Here is a 22,477-nt window from a genome sequence, read left to right as displayed (position 1 = left end):
TTCCTTCGGTTTCCCAGTGGTGTCCGCAGTCTTCACGGCATCCAGTGTCACCGGCATATCCAGCTCATTCCTGCCAAGCAGACCGCCTGGCGTGTCGAGCCGGATACACCGTTAATTCCACAGTCCCGTCGACGCGGTCATGCCAGATTCCTCAGCTCTCTGGATCGCCGCCGAAGGGCTCTCCAGCCGCGGCCTGATCGACGCCGCAGAGGGCTACGAAGTGTGGGTGGAGCCCCGGCAGCTCGAAGGAAGAGCCGCGTATCGGATGACCGCGTCCGCATTGCGCCTCCGCGAAACATCGCAGGCTCCCGGCAGCGCCGCCTAGGTGTAATTCCCACGGACGTTGTGAACGCGGCTGATGGGGGTCTTGCCTCCGATGCCGGTATGGGTTCTGTGCTGATTGTAGTGGTGCAGCCAGCTCTGGTAAGTGGCAGCGCGTTCCTCTTCTGAAGCGTAGGGGCGGGCGTAAGCCCATTCAGTGGCGAGGGTCCGGTTGAAGCGTTCGACCTTGCCGTTGGTCTGGGGTCGGTAGGGGCGGGTCCTGCGGTGCTTGACCTGCGGTCCCAGGGCCGCGGCGAAGGCCCGGGAGCGGTAGCAGGATCCATTGTCGGTTAGCACGGCCTTCACGGTGATCCCGTGGGGCGGCGAAGAACGCGACGGCGCGTAGCCAGAAGGCGGCGGCGGTTTCCTTTTTCTCGTCGTTGAGGATTTCCGAGTAGGCCAGGCGTGAGTGGTCATCGACGGCGTGGTGCAGGTAGGCGTAGCCGGTTCCTGTCCGTTTGTTCCGTCGTCCTTTGGCCCGTCCGACGGCGCGGTGTCCGCCGCCGTTCGGGATGCGTCCGAGCTTCTTGATGTCCACGTGGATCAGGTCCCCGGGATGGTCGTGTTCGTATCTTTGGGGTGCGGGCTTTCGCACGGGCAGGCCTGTGCTCTGGTCCAGGCAGGCCAGCCGGGGCATCCGGTACCGGGCCAGTACCTTGCCGACGGTGGAGCGGGCCAGGTGCAGGTGGGCTGCGATGCGGTGCGGGCCCCAGCGGCGGGTGAAGCGCAGTGCCACGATCCGCCGCTCGGTCCGGACACCGGTGCGGTTCGGGCTGCGGCGCGGGCGTGAGGACACGTCGGTCATGCCGACTTCCCCGCAGGTACGGTATCGGTCTGTCCATTTCTTCGCCGTCGCCGGTGAGCATTGGAAGCGTTCCGCGGCTCGGCGCAGCGTCCAGCCCTCCTCAAGGACCAGGCGGGCGAGCTTTCCCCGTGCCTTGGGTGTGAGGTCGGCGTTGGCATGGGTAACGTAGGACACGAGGGCCTCCTGGCGTCGAGATGAGTGTGGTAACCCAAATCGATACCGGAGGCCCTCGCCTTTTACATCACGCCACGCTGTTCACAACGTCCGTGGGAATTACACCTAGGCCACCATCAGCGACACCCGCAGCGAACCCGACGGCAACAAGAATGACACAAGTCTCCCTTCGTGGAACCGTCGACAGGCGGACCCCTCGTCGGCAGGTTTAGACGGCATTTCAGACCCTTCCGTATGAGTGGTTTAAGCGCCGATAGTGGACCTTTCGTCAAGCTAGAGGAGACCGCACCGGGGAGAGGTCGCCCGTCTTGGTAGTAGGGCAGTGAGGCCTGTAAAAATGGGTGGCATGGACAAATCTGAGGCCGGGACCGGGGTTCGACAGGACTCGGTCCTGGAGGTTCGCGTGGACCTGGTCGACAGCGAGCCTGAGATTTGGCGTCGATTCGAGCTCCGGGGCTCCTTGGCTTTGAGTCAGGTACACCGGGTACTGCAGGCAGCATTTGGCTGGGAGGACGCGCACCTGCACAGGTTTGTAACAAGCGACCCGTTCGCGCCGCTGCGGCCGGTTGACGGTGAATTTCCGGAAGTCCTTCAGTGGCTTCCTGGGCAGGACTGTGAAGAACCGGGCGACAGGCCTGAGGAGGACTACTACCTGGATCAGCTGCTCACGCTGGGCTCGGGAAGAGCGTTCTACGAATACGACTTTGGTGACAGCTGGCTTCACCGGCTCGAGCTGGTTTCCCGCCGGCCCGCGGATGAAGACAGTCCGCCAGCCAAACTGATCGACGGCGCCAGGCGCGGCCCGATCGAAGACTCGGGTGGTTTTCCCGGCTACGAGGAGATCGTGGATGCCTTGGCCGACCCGTCGCATCCTGACCATGCTGAACACGCCGCATGGGTGGCCGACATGACCGGCTCCGAGGCGCTTTTTGACCCAGGCTTCCTGGACATCCCCGCCGTGAACCGGGCCTTGGCTGAGCACTTCTGACCCCGCAGATTCCAGGGAGAACGCCGCAAACTTTTGGCAGGAAACAGCCCCTTTTGCGCGTACTCCCCCGCCGGTTTTCGTACGCCGATAATCGACGTTATGTCAACCGAAAAAGGTTGATATGTGTCGTGCCAAGTCCAACCCCTTCTTGGCACCGACACTGAGGAGAAGGGTCCATGCACGCGGAAGGTCCAAGCATCGTGATTTCAGGCGTCGGGATCATGTCCCAGGAGTTTGAGCAGGTCGCGCATCGCCGTATTCAGTTCGCCGAACCCGTGTTGGTAGAACATCGGAGTTAGCTCAGTCATAGGGACGCTGTCGAAATCTCTTAGCAGCTGTAGTGCCCTTTGAACGACCTCTTCCGAGTCCTCGAGTGGCACCTGCCATGTGGGGTCTTCGGGGCTAGCTCCCATCGGCAATCGTGCCCCCTCCGTGGTCGTGGTTCCCGGCCTGCGGCCGGGCGGCTTTCCATAGCTCAAATCGGCGGCCTGGCCGTCAGTGTTCCTGGCCGGCCCTGGGATCGTGCTCGAGAGCTGCGACGATGGCCTCTGGTGAGGGCAGCGCAGCCCGTTCGTCGGCAGGGAGAGCGTCGTAGGTGTAGGAGGCCACGGCCAACGGTTGGGTTGACCCGTCGAGGGCGTACCGCACTGTGCGCTCGTTCCGGGACCCGCAGACGAGGATTCCCACGGTTTCCGCCTGCCGGGGCAGTTTGATGATGTCGTTGACCGCGGTGACGTAGAAGTTGAGTTGTCCCAGGTGCTCCGGTTTGAATTTGCCGGCCTTCAGCTCAACGACGACGTACCGGTCGGAGGGTACGTGATAGAGCAACAGATCGATGAAGAAGTCATCGCCGTCGACGTCCAGGTGGTACTGGCGCCCGACGAAAGCGAATCCGGCTCCGAACTCGGCCAGAGTCTGGCTGAGGCGAAGCGTCATGGCTTCTTCCATCGCGTGTTCCTGGGCATCTTCGGTCAGCCCGAGGAAGTCAAGCACCAAGGGATCCTTCGCAACCTCCCGGGCGAGGTCGCTACCCTCGCCCGGCAACCTCGCTTCGAGGTTGTTGGGGGCCGCACCTGTTCGTGTGTGAAGGCGAGTGAGGATTTGGTGCTCCAGAACCGCTACAGACCAGCCATTTTGGACGGCTTTTGAGGCGTACCAGCGGCGGACCTCGTGATCGTCAAGCTTCGTCAGCAAGGCAACATTATGGCTCCAGCTCAATTGTCCAGACGCCGTCTGGACAATTGATTCCGGGCCGTTCCAAGCAGCGGCGAACGCCCGCATGTTGTAGAGGTTGCTCCGGGAGAAGCCCTTCATGTTAGGGAACTCCGTCCTGAGGTCTCGTGCCAGCCGGTCGAGTACCCGGCTCCCCCAGGGTTCAGACGATTGCCTGTCCAGAATTCGTTTACCGATGTTCCAGTAGAGCTCGATCATTGCGGTGTTGACGGTCTGCTGCGCCCGGTACTGCGCGTCACGGACAAGGTGCTTCAGCCCCAACAAGACAACGGCGTAGTCTCCGGGAAGATCGGGCTCAAGCTGGGTCATGAATCCACCCTAGCCCGGGGCATTCACCCGAAGTGTCCAGACACCGTCTGGACACTTACCCGCGACCTAGCTCCGGTTATGGATGTCAGGTCCGGGAGCTCGTCCGCGTCTCCGACATCGAATTTCCGTTCAACTTCCAACTTTTCGGCCACGGACATACCTCATCGTATTTCCGGCTAGCCTCCTCTTGGTGGTGCCCAAAGTCCCGGGAGCCGGCGCGCACGAGGCCGCTCTTCTACATTGAAGCGTGGACGGCACCTCGAACAATAATGCTTGCCTCCGGCAATAGTCCGACTGACACTATAGGGGGCGCACGGAAGGGGCCGTGGGTCACCGCTATTGGGAGCTGCACAGCACGGGACCCTGGGTGCTGTGCTGTGCAGTCGGCGCGGTGAGGTCCGGAAAGTGGACGGTAAGCTCGCCGGCGGGCCTCTGTCGGTGGATCCTGACAACACGGGCCGGGGGCATATCAGGGCCGGTTATTCGCTTCACGACGGAGCCCACTTCTTTCAGCCCTATGACGTCCTTTTTGGAAAGACGGGTTGCCTCGAGCTGGAGTCGGCTGAGGGCTTTGTGCCACTCCGTCTGGTCAAGGGGCTCAGAGATATCCGGGCGGTGGGTGGCTGTGAAGGCCTTCCATCGAAGGGCGAGCCCGGCGGCCTCAGATCTGAGACGCTCAGTGAGGGCAGTCTCGAGGACATCGTGTGTCGGCGAGTTCTCAGGCGAGGTGTTCATGATGATGATGTCTCCTCCGGCGTTCGTGGCACGGCGCATACATGCGGCTACCACGGTGCGGTGGAAGCGGGTGTCGGGAACTGCCCATACACCCTCGGAGATACCGACAGCACCGGCGGCGGCAAGTTCGCCCGATACACGTCGGCGCTGCCTGGGCGCGGCGCGCGCCAGCTGGACGATCACGATCAACCACATCATCACAAACGAGCCTATCCGCCGCCGACGGGTGCCTCGAACCTCGTCGGGCCTACGGAAAAATCGTTGCCGTATCGGCACCGTGTCTGTGAGCGCTCCAACAAGATCCGTCCTCCGGCGACACACAGCACGAGTCCAGTTCTGTGCAGAGAAGTCGAGTTCTCATGCCTAAGTGAGATTAGGCTCTCGATTTCACCTTTTGTTTAGGTGCTGGATGCCTGTATCGCGTATCAAGAGTCGGTGAGCATTGAACCCGCTACGGCCGGCCGGGCGTGGCGCCCCCGGCCTCGCGTCCTGGCCGACCTCGGATTCCGGGCTTTGGTGGTTCCCGGCGATGCGTCCTCGACGGAAATCGAAGCGCAGTTCCGCTCCGACCGTAGCTTGCGGGCGATCGTGGTCGATGTAGCGGGCACTCTGGCGCTGCTGACCCGCGGCCAGGTCGATGACCAGATGACAGGACGGCTGGGTTACGGGCGGGCTCTCAACACCAGAGTCAAAGCCGCTGACCTCCTCCCGTTGCTCCGCTTTCCGCTCGACCCCCTGCTGGACTTGCGGGCCGCGGCCACGGCGCTTCTGAGCCGGCCTGAAGAAACCCGGTATGAGGACCTGCTGGTTCTGGCCGCAGACGGGCCCAGGATCGTGCCGGTTTCGGAGGTCTTCGCAGGTCTGTCTGAGGTTTTCCACCGGGATGCGCTTCATGATCCGTTGACCGGACTGGCCAACCGGCGGTTCCTGGATGAACAAGGCCCTGATCTGGTTGCTGCCCGTGCTCCGTCGTCGACGGCCGTCCTGTATGTGGATCTCGACGACTTTAAGCTCATCAATGACACGTTCGGGCACAGGACAGGAGACGCGGCGCTGGCAGACTTTGCGTCCAGACTCCAGGCATGCACCAGACCTTCGGACCTGACGGCCCGCCTTGGGGGCGACGAATTTGCTGTTCTGCTCTTCGAGGTCGACGAGCCGGCCGCCCGGTCGGTTGCTGCCAGATTCCTGGAAGCGCTCGAAGAACCCTTCGAACACGAGGGACATGCCCTCCGCCTCTCAGCAACGCTGGGACTGGCCATGGGCGGGGACATCGAAGACGGCAGCCCTGCCGCCCGGTTAGAGTACCTGCTTCGCCATGCCGACACGGCCATGCTGCAAGCCAAACATGAGGGAAAGGGGCGGGTGGGCCGGATTGACCCCTGCCGTCCGCCCACCCGCTTTGCGAGGCAGGCGCTGATCCGGAGGCGACTCCCCCATGCTCTTGCCACATCAGGTTTCACTCTTCACTACCAGCCACTGATGAACATGGACGATGGATCCTGCGGAGCGGTCGAGGCGCTGCTGCGCTGGGAGGACGCCGAGCTCGGGCGCGTTGCCCCGGATGAGTTTATCCATGTTGCCGAGCACACCGGCGAAATTCACGCCATTGGCCGGTGGGTCATCGACGCGGCTTGCGCGCAGGCCCGGCGATGGTCCGATGCCGGCACTCCACGAGCGGTCTCGGTCAACATTTCCCCGGTTCAGTTGGGCACGGGAACCTTGGTCTCGGATCTGCTGTCGGCCCTTCACCGCCATGGGCTGCCGGCCTCGCTGCTTAATGTTGAGATCACTGAGACCGCTGCAGTCGCCGATCTCCCTTCAGCGGCCAGACAGCTCCAAGGGCTGATCGATGCGGGCATTGGCGTGGCCCTCGATGACTACGGCACGGCGTATTCGTCCCTGTCGATGCTTAGGGATCTTCCCCTTACGGGATTGAAACTGGATAAGTCGTTCATCGACAGGATCGACACGGATCCCACTTCGGCCATTTTGGTCTCAGGCGTGATCGCCCCGGCCAAAGCTCTGGGTCTGGCAACCACAGCGGAGGGTGTGGAACGGCAAACCCAGCTCGAAGTCCTTCAGAAGCTGGGGTGCACTACGGCTCAGGGGTATCTGATTTCCCGGCCCCTCACCTCGGACCAGCTCGACGTAGTGCTTGAGGCACGCCAGAACACCGGGATTCTGCCGGGTCCGGGGCCGTCCTCTTCCGTCCATGTCACGTTCACGGACCACGCCTAGGGTGGCAGGATGAACGCAAGAATCCCGGACCCAGAGTTTCCGGCCGATGTGCCCGAAGCAGACTGGACGAGCCTGCGGGCGGGCCAGGACGTGACCGTGATCGAGGGAGGCCACGGCAAAGTCACCGGCATCATTGATGCCATCAGCGCCGACTCCAGAGTGCTCTGGGTCCGCCCCACGGGTCCTCTGCCGAGGCGACTGTTCTTGAACTCCGACCCGGTAATCATCCAAACGCCAGGCTAAGCCCAAGTCTAAACATCACTGAACACCGTCTCCGGGTCCGGCCGCGAGCCGTGCCGCCCGGAATGCTCAGAGATCAGGCAGCGTCATCAGGTTGTGTCCACGGAGGTTCCGCGGCCCCGGTGAGCCGCACAACGTCGTACTCGGAGGTATCTACGAGTCTGCGGGCCCCGTTCCGTGCATCGATGATCCACACCATTCCCATGGAGGGAACAACCTGACTGACCCGGCCGCGGTGGACCACGCGGTCCTGCTCCCAGACCTGAACGTCGACGCCCGGTGTCAGATCTGTGCACGCCTCGATGATCCTGCCGCGCTCTGGTGCCATGAGGTGGATCCTTTCGTCAGGACGGAACCCTTCCTCTCAAATTCTGATCTGCCAATGTTGCCAATGCGTTGCCGGTCGGAGATTTTTCTGTGGCCAAAAACGGGAGTTAGCACCCGTATAGGTTTTGAGGTGCACGTCGAGAGCCAAAGCTTAACGGCGACGACGGTAGGAGCGGTCGGCTTCGACCCTTGGTGTTTTCGCATCCGCGCCCCAATGTGGGCCAGACCTCCGCAAAAGCTGGTGGACCCGTCCTCATTGAAATCGAACCTGGGTCGCGGAGATTTAGCCGAAGAGTTCTGCCCGTCCTTTGACGGCGTTGACGAAGTCGATGAAGGTCGATTGCATGTCTGGCATGCGCTTCCAGATCACGGGAACCAGCGGGCCCGTGAATTCTTCCCTGACCTTGAAGTGCGTCATCGTCCCTTGGGGGGTCAGGGTGAATGTCCGCACACCGGTGAACAGGCCCAAGGGCATTCCCCCCGTCCAGGTCATCAACTCGCCGGGGCGTTGTTCAACCCGGAGACGGAATGTCCGTTTCCCACCTGAGGTTGTGCGAATTCTGATGGTTCCGCCGTTGCGGATTTCCCCGCGAATCTCCGTGATTCCGGAAGCCCACACCGTGAGATTTCCTTCGTCCGTGATGACATCCCACACAGTGGAGCTCCGCGCGCCGATGAGCGCTTCGGCTTCTACGACTTTCACGCCTTAAGGGTAGCCGGGGCGGAGGGGGCAAACTCGGTTGCTAGGTATCTTCCCGGCGAACATCTCATGGATGGAAGTAACGCTCGACGTGATGGGCTTCGAAGCGGTCTCTTTTGGGGTGACATCGGGGGCCATGTCTCAGATGCCGGACCGGTAGTGAGGATGTGGCCGCTCGAGTGTGAAAAGGGGGCGCGGATTTGCCTCCATAAGCGCTCTCTTGCTACGTCACCCTGTCCGGGCGTAATTTGATAGGGATCGCTCGGCTCAACCACTGGGCATCACCTCCTGAGCCGCCCCGCGCATGACGCCAGCCCCCTGGCTAGCGCGGGGCGGTTCTTCGTGGCGGTTAGCATCTCGACGGCAGAACTTGGACGCCACTGTTCCCGCGGGGTTCCCGTGGACCCGTATCTGGCCGCTCGGTTCGCGCAGGACTAAGAACCTGTAGTCGCACAGGGAATTCCTAGCCAAATTGCCGCCCATCCTGAGCTTACATGTGCCAGAGTTCGGGGATCGGATAGAGTTCCTGAGCCAAGCCCACGTGGAGAATGAAATGTCGAATGCATTCCGCTTAGGCAGAACTAAGCCGTGGCGGTTCCATCGTCAGCTCTTGGCCCTGGGAGCGTTTCTGACGGTGGTCACAACCGCCGTTTCTGGTTGCGGATCGACATCGGGGTCTGATCCCTCGCAGGCGGGCACTCCTGCGACGCGTTCCGGCACCCCAGGACACGTTTTCGTCATCAACCTCGAGAACAAGGGCTATGACCGGGTCTGGGGCAGCGGCTCACCGGCACCTTACCTGTCCGGCACTCTCCGCTCGCAGGGCGTCCTGCTAAGTAGCTATTACGGCATCTCGCATAATTCCTTACCAAACTACCTCGCCCAGATCTCCGGGCAGCTTCCCAACGACAGCACCAAACAGGACTGCCACACGTACACCCCGTTCACCTCCACCGGGGTCGACACCCAGGGCCGGCTACAGGGCGACGGCTGCGTTTTCCCGGCCGATGTCCCTACCCTCGCCGGGCAACTCGCCGGCGCCGGCAAGTCCTGGCGCGGCTACATGGAAGACATGTCCTCTCCCTGCCTGCACCCTGACCTGGGCGCCACCGACCCACATGTTGCGGCTGCCCCCGGCGACCAGTACGGCACCCGTCACAACCCGTTCATGTACTTCCGTTCCATCACCTCCAGCCCGGACTGCGCGAAAAATGTAGTGAACTATTCCGCGCTCCAGCAAGACCTGCGATCGGTAGGCACCACCCGGAACCTGTCCTTCATCACACCGAATCTATGTCACGACGCCCACGACAGTCCCTGCGCGGACGGCACCAGTGGAGGGCTGGGGACTGCCGACGCCTGGCTCAAGAACCAGGTCCCATCCATCCTGTCCTCCCCGGCCTTCCGGCAGGATGGAATGCTCATCATCACCTTCGACGAAGCCGACGGCGGCGCCGTCGGGCCATCCACGGGTGTTACCGGAGGAACGGAAGGAGGCAAGGTCGGAGCCCTGGTCATCTCCCCCTTCTCACCGTCCGCAGCGACCTCGGACCGCCCCTACAATCACTACAGCCTCCTAGCCAGCCTGGAAGAATTCTTCGGCCTACCCCGCCTGGCAGGGGCCTCAGAACCCGGCGTCAACACCTTCGGTGCAGACGTATACCGGTCAGGGAGCTGACGGTATCACCCCACGGTGATCGACTTCGGCCGCGGTGCGCAGTGCGAGAGCGGGACGGAAACCCACAGAGCTGGTAGTCACGCTGGGCCTGAATCAGTCGTCCCTGGGCCGAGGCTTTTGTTCCGTCGAGCAGGCCGCCGCAACCAGAGGTAAGGAGACGATGAGCCCGATCCCGGTCGGCAACAGGTGAAGCGCGCCGGAATCCGGCACAAGCGACCACATCAGGGCACCCATCAAGGCCCCACACAAGACCTGCACGGCGGCCCTGACCAGGAAATACTGCCGCTGTTTCTCCTCGCTCATGAATCGCTCTGCGTCGATTGTGCCGAACCAGTAGAAGTCACGCCTCCATACTGCGTGAGGCCTGGCTCCGGGCGGTCCTAGGCTTTGGGTGTGGCCCCGAGGGTGACGTCAACGTGTTGTGAAGTGCCCCCGCGCATGAGGGTGACACTGACGGTGTCCCCCGCTGCGTGTTCCCGGATTGACGCCGTCGCTTCTTCCGCGTTCTGAATGGCACGCCCGTCGAGGGCAGTGATGACGTCGCCGCTGGTGATGCCGGCGTTGGCAGCCGGGGTGCCGCCGCTGACGGCTGTCACTTGGGCGCCGGACGTGAACTGTGAACCGGAACCGGCCTGTGCATCAGCCAGACTGGCACCGAGTTGGCCGTGGCTGGCCGAACCACCGGCGATGATTTCCTGGGCGACGCGCTTGGCATCGTTGACCGGGATTGAGAACCCCACGCCGATGCTGCCCGATTGGCCTCCCGACGTGGAGGCCCCGGCAGAGGCAATCGCGACGTTGATCCCCAGGACCTCACCGGCACTGTTGACAAGGGGCCCTCCGGAGTTCCCCGGATTGATGGGGGCATCCGTCTGCAGGACGTTGATACTGATATCCGAAGAAGAGGTCCCGGTACTGTTTTGAGCCCCGGGCTGGGAGTAACGGTATCGGCGGCCGTTGCCTCCGGATCCATTGCTTCCGGAGGATCCGGAAGTGTCAGGCGCCGCCGACGACGCGATGCTGATGGTCCTGTTCAGAGCGGAGACGATTCCGTCGGTCACCGTGCCTTGCAGTCCCAGCGGTGCGCCGATCGCGATCACCTTGTCTCCCACGTTGGCCTTGGATGAGTCGCCCAAGGCGGCCGGGACCAGGCCCTGCGAGTCGATCTTCACCACAGCGAGATCGGACAACGGGTCCGTGCCGACCACGGTGCCCGGGTAGACGTTGCCGTCATTGGTACGGACCTCGATGCTCGCAGAAGCGGACTGCCCGTCAAGGGTCACGACGTGGGTGTTGGTCAGGATGTGGCCTTGCGCGTCAAGGATGATGCCCGATCCGGTGCCCCCGGCGCTGCCTGAGGTCGCCGAAATGGTCACCACGCTGGGAGACGCCTTTTTGGCCGCGGCGGTCACGGAAGCGGCTCCGTCCGTGCTGTTGACAACGACCTGAGCGGTCACCGGCGAGCTCACCGAAGCGGGGGCACCGGTGGGAGGTTCGAGGAGGGATCCGGCACCGGCTGCCGCCGCTCCGCCCAGCATCCCACCGGCCACGATCGCACCGATCAACACCGGAGCCCGAAACGTCCGTCCCCTCCGGGTCTGATGCCCTGGTGAAAATTCGGGACCCCGGCTAGATACAGTAGGGGCGTTGGCGGCCTGATCGGCCTCGTCCTGAAACATGGGATGGTCCTCCGTCGTGGGTAACCCCAGTCTTTGCCCTGCGGGTTAGAGGCCCGTGGGCGGCAACTGTGCATCAGCTGTGCACTATCTCTGGTTCATAGGGGCCGCTGGACGCTGACGATCCCTGGAAGAGGGAGCCGCCGTGACCGGTCCGGGATGTCATCTCCCGCTGCTGGGTGCTTTCACCTGGGGCTGCGCCCTCCAGCAGGGACGGCACGAGAAACCAGAGCCGATATAAATGCTGCCAGTGCGAGGCTGACAGTGCCTGTTCCCCACCCCAGGCCGCCGCGCTTGGAGGGCATTGCCGTCTAGTCAGCAGTACGCGGCGAGGCCACCCAGAGCCATACCGAGGACGAAGGCGGTCAGGACAGCGGCCCAGTAGAACACCCCACGCCGCCGGGCTGTACTTGTAGAAGAAATTGCGGCCCGGTCGTGCGGAGCGCATTCCTCGTGGCTTGCTTGACGCTCCCCCCCTGACCACCAGTCCGGGCTTAATGAACCCAAGGGTCGGGCCTTGGCTTTTGTTCCTGTCGCCGGAATTGGAACGCTGAAGGTGCTCTCTAGCAGCTCTATGGGATCGGTAGAGCTGTCGTAGCGGGCTGGCTGTCGCCGGGTGGTGATGAGTGAGCTCCAGCGGACCAGCGCCGGGAAGTGGCTTTTTAGAACAGACCGTCTTGGTATGGTCCGGCGTCCTCGCGGTTTGCGTTCGGCGGGGCTTGATGCCGGTTAGCAGCCCGCGGGCCAGAGTCAGGAGACAGACGGAGGTTCCCGCCTTCAAGTCTGTGCCGCGCTTGGCGGCCGGTCGCTACTTGGAACTGCAAGCCGGGCACACACCTAGCGGGGCCGTTTTCGAACCCGCCGGGCGCCGAGGCGCAGTGCCCTGGTCTCACCAGAGCTCGTTGGGTTCGTCAAATGCGTCACGCAGATTCCACAGCTCAACAAAATCGGCCAGGGATAAGGCCTTGAGTTGGGCTTTGATGAACTGGTGCAGATCGCGGGCTTGTGCTCGGGTGTAGGTCTCGCGGTACAGGATGTGTCCGTCACAGCGGAGGATAAGGACGTCTGCATTGGCCGGACTGCCTCGCCGAGAAAGTCTCCGACGCACCTGCGCCTCGAGGTGCAGGCCGGCCGTGACGGACCCGTCCGACCTCATGAAGGGACCTCCCGCAGGACGTCGCCACGGCAATGTGCGGCAATGTTCATGCTTTCTCTCCTCAAGGAAAAGGAAACGCTTCGACGGTTGACCACGACACCGGACCGACAACCGCCGGATGTTTACATCAGGTGATGCTCTCGGCCGGCGCACCGTGGGACAGTCATTATCATCATTCTCCCGCGGAATCCCGTGTGGCTGTCGTGAATTGCCGCCGGCTCCCGGAGGCCCGGACTGGGCAGATCTTTGCACGCTGGGCGGTGAGGGGTGGGCTCGTCCCGGGAACGTACCCCTGCTTCGAAGCCTCTTTCGCCGCCCGACGCTGGGTCCGGCAGTGAATGCCGCCGTACGGCATGCCCTGGCCGGCGGCGGTGAACGGCTCACGGCCGAGGCCAAGACCGAGACCACGACGCAGATGCCGCGGTGTTAGGACCACCGTCGGGGGGTCCTAAGGGGGTGGGCGGTCGACGGATCTGCCGGACATTGAACGGCGTCCGCCCGGTGGCGCGCCTGGACGTGATCGGGCTGGAGTCCGTTGCATCCGCTCAGGCCGCTGTGTCCCGGGCCGGGAATTTAGCAGCGGCGCGGGAGTGCCTGTTTTAAGAGAGCGGGGCCCAGTCGTTACCGACCGGGCCCCGGGTGGCCGTTCTCAGTGTCTTCTCAGCATCGGTGCCCTACGATGAGGGCCATGGTTTCTTTGGCGCTGCCTGCCGGTCTGTTGGCCCGACCCGTTGCAGGGCTGCTCCCGCCATGGCTTGATCCGAACGAGTTTCTTCGTGATCCTTCCCTGGCTCCTTGGGTCGTCGGGGTCGTGTGTGTGTTCCTGTTCGTTGAGACCGGTCTTCTGGTGGGGTTCTTCTTGCCGGGGGATTCGCTTCTTTTCACGGCGGGGCTGCTGGTGGCCACCGGCACTATCCAGGTGAGTATTCTTTTTTTGGCGGCCGCCGCGTTTGTGGCCGCTTTCGCAGGCGACCAGGTCGGATATCTAATCGGCCGCAAAGCGGGGCCTGCGGTATTTCGGAAAGAGGATTCCCGGTTCTTCAAGCGCAGATACGTGGACCAGGCGCACGGCTTTTTCGAGAAGTACGGACGCCGGTCCGTTGTTTTGGCCCGCTTTGTTCCGGTAGTGCGGACGTTCCTTCCGGTCACGGCGGGCGTCGCCCGGATGGGTTACCGTTCCTTCCTCGCCTTTAATGCCATCGGGGCTGCCTTGTGGGGCATCGGGGTGACGTTGCTCGGGTTCTGGCTGGGACGCTACGAATGGATCGGTGCGAACATTGACCTGATATTCGTCGTCATCGTGGTCATCTCTTTCGTCCCCATCGCAGTCGAACTGCTCAAGAGCCGGCGACGGACGGCCGCCGGACCGGAACCGCAGCACGAAAGATCCTGACCCTGCAGGGGACGCAGGCGTCGGGGACCGGCCGGAGCTCTTACCAGGCGGCCACTCACGTTCACAGGTTGTCCGCCGGACAGCGGCCGAGTATGAGCGCCAAGACTGACTGCCCCGTTTACACGCCTTTCACCGGCACCGGGTTTGATTCGCAGAGGCGGCTGATGGGCGATGGGGGCATGTTCTCCGTCCAAGTACGCGCCATCGCAGGGCAGCTGAACGGAAAAGCAAATAACCTGGCGTGCTTACATGGAGGACATGTCCGTTCCCTGCCAGCACCAGAAGCCCGGTGCCGTCGACGGGCATGTGGCGGCTTCGCCCGGGGACCAGTACGGCACCCGCCACAGTCCGTTCGAGTAACTCCGTTCCCTGACCTCCACCCGAAGTGCGCGAAGAACGTGCTCAACTGCTCCAAGCTCGCAACAGACCTCCAGTCGGTCAACATCACGGCCACCCTCTCCTACATCACCCCCAACCTCGGCCACGACGGGCAGACAGTCCCTGCGTGGAGACGGGCACGACAGTCCCTGCGTGGAGACGGGCACGACAGTCCCTGCGTGGAGACGGGCACGACAGTCCCTGCGTGGACGGGACCGCCGGCGGCCTCGGTACGGCGGATGAATGGTTGAAGAACCAGGTGCCGGCGCTTATGGCCTCCTCCGCTACCAGCAGGACGGCATGCTGGTGATCACCTTTGACGAGGCCGACGGCGGGGCCGTCGGGCCCGCGAGGGGCGTCACCGGCGGCCACATCGGGCGGCACGGTCGGCGCCCTGGTGCTCTCCCCGCTCACTGCCCCGGCCAGCAAGCCGGCCCGCCCCTATAGCCATTACAGCCCACGGGCCAGCTTGGAAGACATCTCCGCCCTGCCGCTTCTCGCGGGCGCCGGCGATCCGGGGCAACACCTTCGGCACCGATGTTTTACCGTTCCGGTCCCTAGGAAACGCCGCTCCGCAAGGGGGTGAAGGGGGTCCTTTCGTTTGCGGTCGGTTTTTGGTCAGGCGGAGCGTGCGCCGGTCGTTAGGGCCGAGGCGGCTTCGGGGCGTGAGCTTTCCCCGTTCGGGACGGTGGATGGTGGCCGGTCTGGTTGATGGGCGGTTTTTTGTATGTGGCGCGTCCGAGGACATGGCGGGCCAGCGTCAGGGTTTCGCGGAGTTTGATGGCGGGGAGGTATGCGCGGGTGATGGCGTTGCCGATGGCCGGAAGGGCGGCCGCGTCAGGGTAGAGCATGTACAGGGGTTCGTAGCGGGGCTGGAATTTTGCTTTGAATGCCAGCAGGGACCTGAACCCGTAGACAGGTTCCAGGGCCGCGCCGAGCCGGCCTAGGAAGCGGTCGAGACCGCCGGTTCCTCCCGTTTCGGGGGTTTCCACGGTGGATGGTGTGGTGCCGGCGTGCCGGGCCAGTGGTGCTCCGGAGAGACTGATATAGCGGCAGCGCTCGGCTTGGAGGTCCAGGGCTGCGGAGGCGATGAGGAATTCAATGCCGGCACGGAACCCTGTACTGCGGCGCCGCATGAAGTCCAGGGTCCAGCCTTCGATAGCGCCGTTGCGGTAGACGGGCAGCCAGGAAGTAACGGCGTGGATCTGGTGGGTGTCGTCGATGGCGAGCAGCAGGCGGACGTTGGGGTCGTTGAGTTCGTCCAGGCCGCCGAGGGTGAAGCCCATTTCCGGGACTTTTTTATCGGCTACCCATTCTTCGGAGATTTCCTGGATCTGGGCGGACAGGGTGAGGGGTGCGTCATGGTAGGTGGTCCATTCGGCGCGGATCCCGTTTTTGGCCGCGTTGTTCAGGGCCGTGCGGATGTCCTGGAATTTTTTTCCTTTGAAGGACAGCGTGTCCAGTTCCAGAATGGTTTCCTGGGCTACCTGCACGGATCCCCAGCCAAGAGAAGCTGCGTGGTCGCGCAGGTGTTGGGGTACGGAGTAGAAGCACGGTGTCCAGCCGTGACCGGTGCAGAATGCTGTGAACTCCGCCAAAGAGGACTCTCCCTGGTGCCCGGGGCCGACCGGGCCTCCAAGGGTCAGGGCGATCCCGGCGATGGTCCGGTAGGCAATGAAGCTTTCTCCGGTGGCGGAGAACCAGTAGGTGTTCCCCGGCCAGGTTGTCATCCACGACAGGGTGCTGCCCTGCCCTGTTTTCAGAATTTCCCGGGCCCGGGCGGTCCCGGCGACGTGCTGGGCCGGGACCGGGTGCAGGAATGTTTTGAGGATCAGGACGGCGGTGACGGCCCAGAAGACGGTGCCGGTGCCTTCATAGAGGATGACCGCGGGTGTGCTTTGGGGGAAGAACGCCGGGGAGAGATCGAGCAGGTATCCCAGCGGCAGGAACCTGTCGGGAATATCGGCCAGCAGGTCAAGCGGCGCCGGAACGGGCGTGAAGCCGGGGGCCAGGAGGATGCCGGCGAGCAGGTAGACCGAGGCCAGGGCGGCGGCTGTTTTCCCGGCGCTGACCGCGAGGCTCCGGTAGGTTCCTGCCGGGGCGGTGAGGGGGAACAATTTGCGGGTCAGCAGCAGCACCAGCGTCAGTGCCACCGGCAGCAGCAGCGGCAGTATCAGGGCCAACGGGTGCGTGTAGCCGGGGACCTCGATAGGGCCCGCCGCTTCGCCGGCAGCGGTGTTTGCGGGCACCGGGGACAACGCTGCGGCAATGGTGATTCCTGCCAGAACGGACAATGCCAGCTCGATCAGCACGGCGCCGGCCCAGGCGAAGCGGCGTCCCCGCCGCAGCCCGTCGGAGAGCAGCAGCAACAAGAACGACGGGAGGACGGCCATGAAGATCCCGCCGGCACCGGCGCGCAGCTGCAGTTGCGCCCTCGCGCATTCCTTGGCCTGTCCAGGGTCTGTGCAGAGGCTTTGGAGTGTCTGCGGGTCTACGGGCTGGATGTTCGTAAACAGGAACCGCAACACCGAGAGGGGCCCGGCGGCGTGCGGGGCCAGGCCGGCGACGACAGGTCCGACGGCGGACACGGCCACCAGCAGGGCGACCAGGACCCGGCCTTCGTGCCGGGAGGTGACGGGACGGCCGAACCGGGGTGCCCTGCCATGCAGGACCGGGCCGAGGAGGGCGCCGGCAACGGCGGCTCCGAGCCGGACCAAATCCGCGAACCCGCCTGTATAGAGGGCCAGCAGAATCAGCAGGGCGAAGACGGCCAGGCGGATCCGGCGCCGCCAGAGGGTGGGCATGGTCGCCGTGCCGGCCATGAGTGCCCCAGTGATGAGTGCACTGGGGCCGAGGAAGAGGTGCCCGCTCATTTCGCGTGTCCAGGCACCCATCACCTGGTGCGCGGCGGCCAGGAAGCCAAGAGCGGCGGCGATTCCCAGGATCTGGGAGCCAAGGGCGGCTGCAGCGAACCGCGCACTGCCCATCCGTGGTTCCAGGGCCAGCCCCACCACCAGGGTCAGGGCACTTCCGAGCAGGTACCCGGTCAGGTTATGCGCCCAGAAACCTGAGGCGGGCAGCGCCCACCAGTGGCCGGGCACAGAGTGTGCCGCCGCGGCCACGTTCGGGCGCAGGGTCCCGGACGGGCCGTCGATGAGACTGGACGACACCGCTCCCGCGGCCCAAAAGATGAAAATCCAGCCAAGTGTGGCCGGCGCGCGGCGCAGCTGCCGGAGCGCAAAGGCCAGTGCCCTTGGAATGACCGGTTTCCCGGGCTCCTGAGGGGTCGCAGCCACAGGGTTCCTTTCAACGGAGGGGTAGCACGCTGACACGGGAATGACCCTCCAGGGCCTCTTTCCGCCCGGTTTACCCCCGGGTACGGTCCGTGGCCGTGCGGTCTAACTTCCGGATCAGCTGCACGCGGCCGATCCGGGGTGCAATGAGGGTATTCCATACCGGCAACCAGGCCAGGACCGCCGCGGTGCTGATGAACACCGAACCGGCCACGTCACTGAGGTAATGGACCCCGAGGTAAAGGCGGGAGAACGCGACGACTGCCGCGAAAAGCGAACCCGCGACCAGCGCTGCCAGCCGTTGACCCTTGCTGCGGGCCAGGACCAGCACGGCGGCGAGGACCAGGGAGACGGCGAAGGCCGTGTGGCCGGAGGGGAAACTGTTGTGGCCTGTTTCAACGACCAGGGACGCTGTCACGTCCCCCGGCGGCCGGGAGCGGCCCACCAGTGCTTTGACCGCTGATGAGGCCAGCCAGCCGGCGGCGACGACGGACCCGAACGCCACCGCCTGCACCGGGTTGCGGCGGACGCCCAGCAGATACAGGCAGATGACCAGGACGAGCGTCACCGCTCCTACCGGTCCCAGTCCGTAGTGGATGGCCTCGCTCAACCCGACCAGGGCGCTGTTCCGGCCGTGGCTCAGGGCAATGTCCAGTCCCAGTTCCGGTGACACCGGCCCGAAAGACTTCGCTACCATTCCGGCCGCGGCGGTGGTGGCGAAGATGGAGGCGGCCACGGTGACCCACCACCAGGACTGTAGTCCGGGAAATATTGTGCTCCGGCGGGCCGGGGAGGTATCCATGGTGCAGTCCTGACAGTTCGAGTGCTGATGCGCGGGGCGTGCCACCAGCTTGCGGCACCGGCTCTGAGAAGAACCTGAGAGGGGCTTCGACGTTTCTCAGGTTCCGCACAACAGGACTCCGGGATACTGCAGCTATCAAAGGAAAGGGGTGCGGACATGCGGGTTCTGCTGGTCGAGGACGAAAAGATGCTGGCCGAGACGGTCCGGCGCGGGCTGGTCAATGAGGGGTTCGTGGTGGATGTCACCCATGATGGTGTCAGTGGTTTGTGGGCTGCGACGGAGAACCCGTATGACGTGATTTTGTTGGATCTGATGCTTCCGCTCAAGAACGGTTACGACGTTCTGAAGGAGTTGCGGGAGCGGCTGGTCTGGACCCCGGTGCTGATGCTGACGGCCAAGGACGGGGAATACGACCAGACGGACGCCTTCGATCTGGGAGCTGATGATTACCTGACGAAGCCTTTCAGCTTTATCGTCCTCGTTGCCCGGATCCGTGCCCTGATCCGGCGGGGCGCGCCGGAGCGGCCTGTCACCCTCACGGTGGGTTCGCTGACGTTGGACCCGGGCAGCCGCAGCGTGCGCCGGGGCGATACCGTCATAGAACTGACGGCCCGGGAGTACGGTCTGCTGCATTACCTGATGCGCAGCCATGGCCAGGTCGTGTCCAAAGCCCAGATCCTCGACAACGTCTGGGATCCGGCGTTTGAAGGCGGCGACAACGTGGTGGAGGTCTATATCGGCTACCTGCGGCGCAAGATCGATACCCCGTTCGGGCTGCAGACCCTGGCCACGGTCCGGGGCATGGGGTACATGCTGGGCGCCGACCGGCCGGCCGGGTGAAAAACCTCCGCCCTTGCCCTGATTGTCCTGGTCCGGCGCGGTGCCTGAGGCCGTCTGCGGAGGTTCCGGCGCCGGTCGGGCCGGGGCTGGCTTAGGCGGTGCCGGCGTGGAACCGCCGGTGTGTGTGCGGGGCGGCTTCGCCGAATTCGAGTTCCTCCTCGATCAGCCGCTCGTCGGTGTGGACTTCCTTGGGGTAGCCGGTGAGGACGTCCAGGTCAGAGCCGCCGGGGCTGTGTACTGCCGGGGCGGCAGTGTGGGCAGGTGTCGCCGGCGGCGGGGTTTTTCCGTGCTCCGCCGCGGACGCCGAGCCCATTCCGAGGCTCAGAGCGACGACGATCGCCAGAGCGGTGCCGGGTATGCTGCGAAGGTTCATGGGGACCACATTTCCTCACCGCTGCTGAGGAACCGCTGTGACGCTCTGTCCCGCAACCCCGGCTTCCGCGGTCCGGATACCGCCGGTGCCAGGCCGGGGCTCCCGGATGGCTGCGAAGCCGGCCGGACTCTTACGGGGTTTCCGGCGCCCGCGGGTCTCCCGCCGTGACCGGGTCCTTTGGTTGGCGGGGTTCAGGTGCCGGGGCGAAGCCCAGTTCGAAGCGGCATCCGCCGCCGGGGGTTTCGCCGGTGCGGATCCAGCCGTGGTGGGCTGTCATGATGCCGGCGGCGATGGCCAGGCCAAGGCCGCTGCCGCCGCTTTCGCGGGACCGGCTTTGATCCAGCCGGACGAACCGTTCAAAGATCCGGTCCCGGTCGGCCGCCGGCACCGGCGGGCCGTCGTTATCGATCGTGATCTGTGCCCCGCTGCCGGTGTTGCGCAACGTGATGCTGATCCGGGACGCGGCGTGCCGGTCGGCGTTGTCCAGGACGTTGCGTATGACCTGGGTCAGGCGCCGCGGGTCCCCGGTGGTACGGGAGGGTTCGAGGCTGACTTCGATCCGGCGGGTGCTGGTGGAGCGCAACCGGCGGACTTCTTCGTTCAGGACATCGTCGAGGTCGACATCTGTGGTTTCCAGGCGCAGGCCGCCGTCGTTCGTTTTGGCCAGGGTCAACAGATCCTCGACCAGGTACCGCATGCGGGCCGTTTCGCCGGCGAGAACGGTTTTCATGTGTTCCCAGGTCGCCCCCGAGGTGTCGGCGGCGGCGATCTCCACACCGGCGCTGAGGGTCGCGAGCGGGCTGCGGAGTTCATGGCTGGCATCCGAGACGAAGCGGCGCTGTTCCTGGTCCGAGGCCTGCAGCCTGCCCAGCATCATGTTCATCGTCTCCGCCAGCGCCTGGATCTCATCACTGGTCGGCGGGACGTCAACGCGGCCGTCCAGGTTCCGGGCGCTGATCCCTGCGACCTGGCCGCGGATCCGTTCAACCTGCCGCAGGGACCGGCCCACCAGCACCCAGACCGACACGCCCACAACTACCAGTAACAGCGGGGTGGCTCCGAGGATGAACCAGGCCACGGTGGACACCGTATCCGCCTGGACCTGCACCGTCGCGGCCACGACGACGGTGTAAAGGCGACCGCCGACGTCGGTGCCGGTCGCGACGATCAGGAAATCATCATCATCGCGCAGACTGGGCAGCCCGGACACATCCTGCGTGAGAGTCTGCCCGTGACCGGGCCGCAGGGAAGTGAGGGCAACCGTCTTCGCCGCCGGCACCGAGGCGGCAAAAACCGCCCCGCCGGGAGTAAGGATCTGCACATACTGGCCGGTGTGGGCGGTCGAGACAATGTATTGGCCCGCTTCGGCGACATCCTGCCCGGAGATCTGCGCGATCACATCCGCCGCCTGCCGCCGGGCGGCCGTTTCCGTTGAAGCGACCAAAGAGGTCTGCAGCAACACGAGCAGGACCAGCCCGCCCACGGCCAGAGCGGCCGCGACCACCAGAACCGCAGTTGCCGTGGCGCGCTTGCGCACACCCCACCGCGCGCCGCCGGCAGAGGGCAGAACCCGGTCAGTATCCATAATCCAAGGATGGGCCCGGCACGGTGCAGATACCAAACCCCTCCCGTGGCAGGGTACCGGATCCGGTTCAGCGGGATCTCAACCGGGTTAAGGGTCCTCTCAGGTCCCGCGGGACACACTGGATCCATAGCCCCCCGCACCGGGAGGCGCCGGCGGACCCGCAACCCGCCACGAAAGGAGCCGGACATGAACGTCAAAGACCTGAAAGCCAGGACAAAAATCGTCATCGTCAGCGCAGGAGTCCTCGGCCTGGCCGGACTCGGCATCGGGGCGGCAAACGCTGCCACCCCCTCCCCGTCACCGACCACCTCTCAGTCCGTCACCGCGGATACCCCCACCCCGGGTGACACGGCCGACGCGCCGGGCACGGTGGAGAAGGCCACCCCCGGCGACGCCGCCGACGCCCCGGGCGCGGCCGAGGGAACCGATAAGGCAGACGCCCCTGAAGCCCCCGGTGATACCGGGCCGAACGTCGAACAGACCGGTGAGCACACCGATCCGGGCGACGCCCCCGGAACCCCGTAACACCGGGCTCCCAGGGAAACCAGCCGGCGGCACGGACCCCCCGCCCTCGCCGCCGGCATACCAGGACCCGCGAAGCGCCCCGGCTTCGCGGGTCTTCCTGTCCCCGGTAACAAACCTCCGGCGGCCACAATGTCCTGACCTGTTAGAGGGCCCGTATGATCACCCTGACCGGAGTGGAGCTGTTGAGCGGGGCAGTCCCGGCCTGCACCGCTGTTACTGCCGCGGCGGCCGCGCTCTTCCTGCTGATCCGCCGCCGGCGGCGCTGGTGGATGGCCGCCGGCACGGCGTTTCTGGCCGCAGCACTGCTGGCTGCGGGGACGGGCTGGGTTCTGGTCCACGCCGCGGGGGTTTCGGCCCAGGAGCTGCCGCTGCCTGTGACCGTGTGGATGGGGCTCGCGTACTGGGCTGTGCTGTTGGCCGGGCTGAACCTGGCCGGAAGCTCCCGGCGCCGCAGAATCCTGGCACCGGTGGCCATGGCGGCGCTGATTCTGGTGGCGGCGTTACAGGTGAACATCTACTACGCCGCGTACCGGACCCTGGGTGACATGACCGGGGCCAGTACCGCCGCCATCGGGGCGCTGCCGCAGGCCGCGCGCGCGGTACCCCGGCACCATGCCCGGGCCGGCGTCCGGCCCGAAGACCGGCCCGGTGGCCTCGACCTGGGTGAAGCCGCCGGGGCTCCCCGCGGCCGGGACGATTAGCTCG

At 64.7% G+C, this 22,477-nt stretch carries 19 protein-coding genes and 1 pseudogene; 9 read left to right on the top strand and 11 right to left on the bottom strand.

The genetic code is table 11. From position 1 onward, the window contains the following. The first annotated feature begins 139 nt into the window (after positions 1–139). Entirely contained in the window at positions 140–325 is a 186-nt protein-coding gene (locus tag ACFVY3_RS15850) for a hypothetical protein (protein ID WP_400160445.1), read from the top strand. Here the strand turns inward: ACFVY3_RS15850 and ACFVY3_RS15845 are convergent. After that, positions 322–1,300, bottom strand: a pseudogene (locus tag ACFVY3_RS15845) (IS481 family transposase). The gene ACFVY3_RS15850 and the pseudogene ACFVY3_RS15845 sit on opposite strands and share 4 nt — an antisense overlap. Positions 1,301–1,646: 346 nt before the next feature. Between ACFVY3_RS15845 and ACFVY3_RS15840 the strand changes: the two are divergent. Then, positions 1,647–2,288: a plasmid pRiA4b ORF-3 family protein gene (locus tag ACFVY3_RS15840; protein ID WP_400160444.1), complete on the top strand. Its 642-nt coding sequence runs from the start codon at positions 1,647–1,649 to the stop codon at positions 2,286–2,288. A 495-nt stretch (positions 2,289–2,783) separates the two neighbouring features. Here the strand turns inward: ACFVY3_RS15840 and ACFVY3_RS15835 are convergent, their stop codons facing one another. Both ACFVY3_RS15835 and ACFVY3_RS15830 read right to left on the bottom strand, forming a co-directional pair. After that, positions 2,784–3,830 carry a YhcG family protein gene (locus ACFVY3_RS15835; protein ID WP_400160443.1) on the bottom strand — a complete coding sequence of 349 codons (1,047 nt, stop codon included), beginning with the start codon at positions 3,828–3,830 and terminating at the stop codon, positions 2,784–2,786. Between the two features lie 336 nt (positions 3,831–4,166). Continuing rightward, positions 4,167–4,763, bottom strand: a complete 597-nt coding sequence (locus tag ACFVY3_RS15830) for a Chromate resistance protein ChrB (protein WP_400160442.1) — start codon at positions 4,761–4,763, stop codon at positions 4,167–4,169. 237 nt (positions 4,764–5,000) lie between these two features. Here ACFVY3_RS15830 and ACFVY3_RS15825 point away from each other — a divergent pair, with 237 nt between their 5' ends. Together ACFVY3_RS15825 and ACFVY3_RS15820 are read left to right on the top strand one after the other, a co-directional pair. Then, entirely contained in the window at positions 5,001–6,806 is a 1,806-nt protein-coding gene (locus ACFVY3_RS15825) for a putative bifunctional diguanylate cyclase/phosphodiesterase (RefSeq protein WP_400160441.1), read from the top strand. Positions 6,807–6,815: 9 nt separating this feature from the next. After that, on the top strand, positions 6,816–7,049 hold the full coding sequence (locus tag ACFVY3_RS15820) for a hypothetical protein (protein WP_400160440.1): 234 nt from the start codon (positions 6,816–6,818) through the stop codon (positions 7,047–7,049). A 73-nt stretch (positions 7,050–7,122) separates the two neighbouring features. On the opposite strand, the gene ACFVY3_RS15815 is transcribed toward ACFVY3_RS15820, so the two are convergent. Next, positions 7,123–7,374: a hypothetical protein gene (locus tag ACFVY3_RS15815; RefSeq protein ID WP_400160439.1), complete on the bottom strand. Its 252-nt coding sequence runs from the start codon at positions 7,372–7,374 to the stop codon at positions 7,123–7,125. A gap of 282 nt (positions 7,375–7,656) precedes the next feature. Further along, positions 7,657–8,076: an SRPBCC family protein gene (locus tag ACFVY3_RS15810; RefSeq protein ID WP_400160438.1), complete on the bottom strand. Its 420-nt coding sequence runs from the start codon at positions 8,074–8,076 to the stop codon at positions 7,657–7,659. A gap of 550 nt (positions 8,077–8,626) precedes the next feature. Between ACFVY3_RS15810 and ACFVY3_RS15805 the strand changes: the two genes are divergently transcribed. Then, complete coding sequence (locus ACFVY3_RS15805; RefSeq protein WP_400160437.1) at positions 8,627–9,751, top strand: alkaline phosphatase family protein; 1,125 nt, start codon at positions 8,627–8,629, stop codon at positions 9,749–9,751. Between the two features lie 93 nt (positions 9,752–9,844). On the opposite strand, the gene ACFVY3_RS15800 is transcribed toward ACFVY3_RS15805, so the two are convergent. Then, the gene (locus ACFVY3_RS15800; RefSeq protein WP_400160436.1) at positions 9,845–10,054 is read right to left on the bottom strand and encodes a hypothetical protein; all 210 of its coding nucleotides are present in this window, start codon (positions 10,052–10,054) and stop codon (positions 9,845–9,847) included. A 77-nt stretch (positions 10,055–10,131) separates the two neighbouring features. Further along, the gene (locus ACFVY3_RS15795; protein ID WP_400160435.1) at positions 10,132–11,163 is read right to left on the bottom strand and encodes a S1C family serine protease; all 1,032 of its coding nucleotides are present in this window, start codon (positions 11,161–11,163) and stop codon (positions 10,132–10,134) included. Between the two features lie 2,108 nt (positions 11,164–13,271). Between ACFVY3_RS15795 and ACFVY3_RS15790 the strand changes: the two genes are divergently transcribed. Next, positions 13,272–13,976, top strand: coding sequence for a DedA family protein (locus ACFVY3_RS15790; protein ID WP_400160434.1), 705 nt, complete (start codon positions 13,272–13,274; stop codon positions 13,974–13,976). A 1,019-nt stretch (positions 13,977–14,995) separates the two neighbouring features. Here the strand turns inward: ACFVY3_RS15790 and ACFVY3_RS15785 are convergent. Together ACFVY3_RS15785 and ACFVY3_RS15780 are read right to left on the bottom strand one after the other, a co-directional pair. Beyond that, on the bottom strand, positions 14,996–17,524 hold the full coding sequence (locus ACFVY3_RS15785) for a bifunctional lysylphosphatidylglycerol flippase/synthetase MprF (protein ID WP_400160433.1): 2,529 nt from the start codon (positions 17,522–17,524) through the stop codon (positions 14,996–14,998). 196 nt (positions 17,525–17,720) lie between these two features. Beyond that, a complete protein-coding gene (locus ACFVY3_RS15780) occupies positions 17,721–18,449 on the bottom strand; it encodes a phosphatase PAP2 family protein (protein WP_400160432.1) in 729 nt (242 codons plus the stop codon). Positions 18,450–18,605: 156 nt separating this feature from the next. Here ACFVY3_RS15780 and ACFVY3_RS15775 point away from each other — a divergent pair, with 156 nt between their 5' ends. After that, positions 18,606–19,289, top strand: coding sequence for a response regulator transcription factor (locus ACFVY3_RS15775; protein WP_400160431.1), 684 nt, complete (start codon positions 18,606–18,608; stop codon positions 19,287–19,289). A gap of 91 nt (positions 19,290–19,380) precedes the next feature. Here ACFVY3_RS15775 and ACFVY3_RS15770 read toward each other — a convergent pair whose 3' ends face one another. Both ACFVY3_RS15770 and ACFVY3_RS15765 read right to left on the bottom strand, forming a co-directional pair. Continuing rightward, on the bottom strand, positions 19,381–19,662 hold the full coding sequence (locus ACFVY3_RS15770) for a hypothetical protein (RefSeq protein WP_400160430.1): 282 nt from the start codon (positions 19,660–19,662) through the stop codon (positions 19,381–19,383). 130 nt (positions 19,663–19,792) lie between these two features. After that, positions 19,793–21,247 (bottom strand): ATP-binding protein, encoded by a 1,455-nt coding sequence (locus ACFVY3_RS15765; protein ID WP_400160429.1) that lies wholly within the window; start codon positions 21,245–21,247, stop codon positions 19,793–19,795. A 186-nt stretch (positions 21,248–21,433) separates the two neighbouring features. On the opposite strand from ACFVY3_RS15765, the gene ACFVY3_RS15760 reads away from it, so the two are divergent. Both ACFVY3_RS15760 and ACFVY3_RS15755 read left to right on the top strand, forming a co-directional pair. Then, positions 21,434–21,772 (top strand): hypothetical protein, encoded by a 339-nt coding sequence (locus ACFVY3_RS15760; protein WP_400160428.1) that lies wholly within the window; start codon positions 21,434–21,436, stop codon positions 21,770–21,772. Between the two features lie 155 nt (positions 21,773–21,927). After that, positions 21,928–22,473 carry a hypothetical protein gene (locus ACFVY3_RS15755; protein WP_400160427.1) on the top strand — a complete coding sequence of 182 codons (546 nt, stop codon included), beginning with the start codon at positions 21,928–21,930 and terminating at the stop codon, positions 22,471–22,473. Positions 22,474–22,477 lie beyond the last annotated feature (4 nt).

This window comes from Arthrobacter sp. BPSS-3, from assembly GCF_044628475.1.
In the GTDB taxonomy this organism is placed as follows: Bacteria; Actinomycetota; Actinomycetes; order Actinomycetales; family Micrococcaceae; genus Arthrobacter.
This window is presented reverse-complemented; position numbering and strand designations above follow the sequence as displayed.

Bases quoted from the DNA above. Each gene is read 5' to 3' on its own strand.
- ACFVY3_RS15850 (WP_400160445.1), top strand. From the start codon at position 140: ATGCCAGATTCCTCAGCTCTCTGGATCGCCGCCGAAGGGCTCTCCAGC.
- ACFVY3_RS15840 (WP_400160444.1), top strand. From the start codon at position 1,647: ATGGACAAATCTGAGGCCGGGACCGGGGTTCGACAGGACTCGGTCCTG.
- ACFVY3_RS15835 (WP_400160443.1), bottom strand. From the start codon at position 3,830: ATGACCCAGCTTGAGCCCGATCTTCCCGGAGACTACGCCGTTGTCTTG.
- ACFVY3_RS15830 (WP_400160442.1), bottom strand. From the start codon at position 4,763: ATGATGTGGTTGATCGTGATCGTCCAGCTGGCGCGCGCCGCGCCCAGG.
- ACFVY3_RS15820 (WP_400160440.1), top strand. From the start codon at position 6,816: ATGAACGCAAGAATCCCGGACCCAGAGTTTCCGGCCGATGTGCCCGAA.
- ACFVY3_RS15815 (WP_400160439.1), bottom strand. From the start codon at position 7,374: ATGGCACCAGAGCGCGGCAGGATCATCGAGGCGTGCACAGATCTGACA.
- ACFVY3_RS15805 (WP_400160437.1), top strand. From the start codon at position 8,627: ATGTCGAATGCATTCCGCTTAGGCAGAACTAAGCCGTGGCGGTTCCAT.
- ACFVY3_RS15800 (WP_400160436.1), bottom strand. From the start codon at position 10,054: ATGAGCGAGGAGAAACAGCGGCAGTATTTCCTGGTCAGGGCCGCCGTG.
- ACFVY3_RS15790 (WP_400160434.1), top strand. From the start codon at position 13,272: ATGGTTTCTTTGGCGCTGCCTGCCGGTCTGTTGGCCCGACCCGTTGCA.
- ACFVY3_RS15780 (WP_400160432.1), bottom strand. From the start codon at position 18,449: ATGGATACCTCCCCGGCCCGCCGGAGCACAATATTTCCCGGACTACAG.
- ACFVY3_RS15775 (WP_400160431.1), top strand. From the start codon at position 18,606: ATGCGGGTTCTGCTGGTCGAGGACGAAAAGATGCTGGCCGAGACGGTC.
- ACFVY3_RS15770 (WP_400160430.1), bottom strand. From the start codon at position 19,662: ATGAACCTTCGCAGCATACCCGGCACCGCTCTGGCGATCGTCGTCGCT.
- ACFVY3_RS15765 (WP_400160429.1), bottom strand. From the start codon at position 21,247: ATGGATACTGACCGGGTTCTGCCCTCTGCCGGCGGCGCGCGGTGGGGT.
- ACFVY3_RS15760 (WP_400160428.1), top strand. From the start codon at position 21,434: ATGAACGTCAAAGACCTGAAAGCCAGGACAAAAATCGTCATCGTCAGC.
- ACFVY3_RS15755 (WP_400160427.1), top strand. From the start codon at position 21,928: ATGATCACCCTGACCGGAGTGGAGCTGTTGAGCGGGGCAGTCCCGGCC.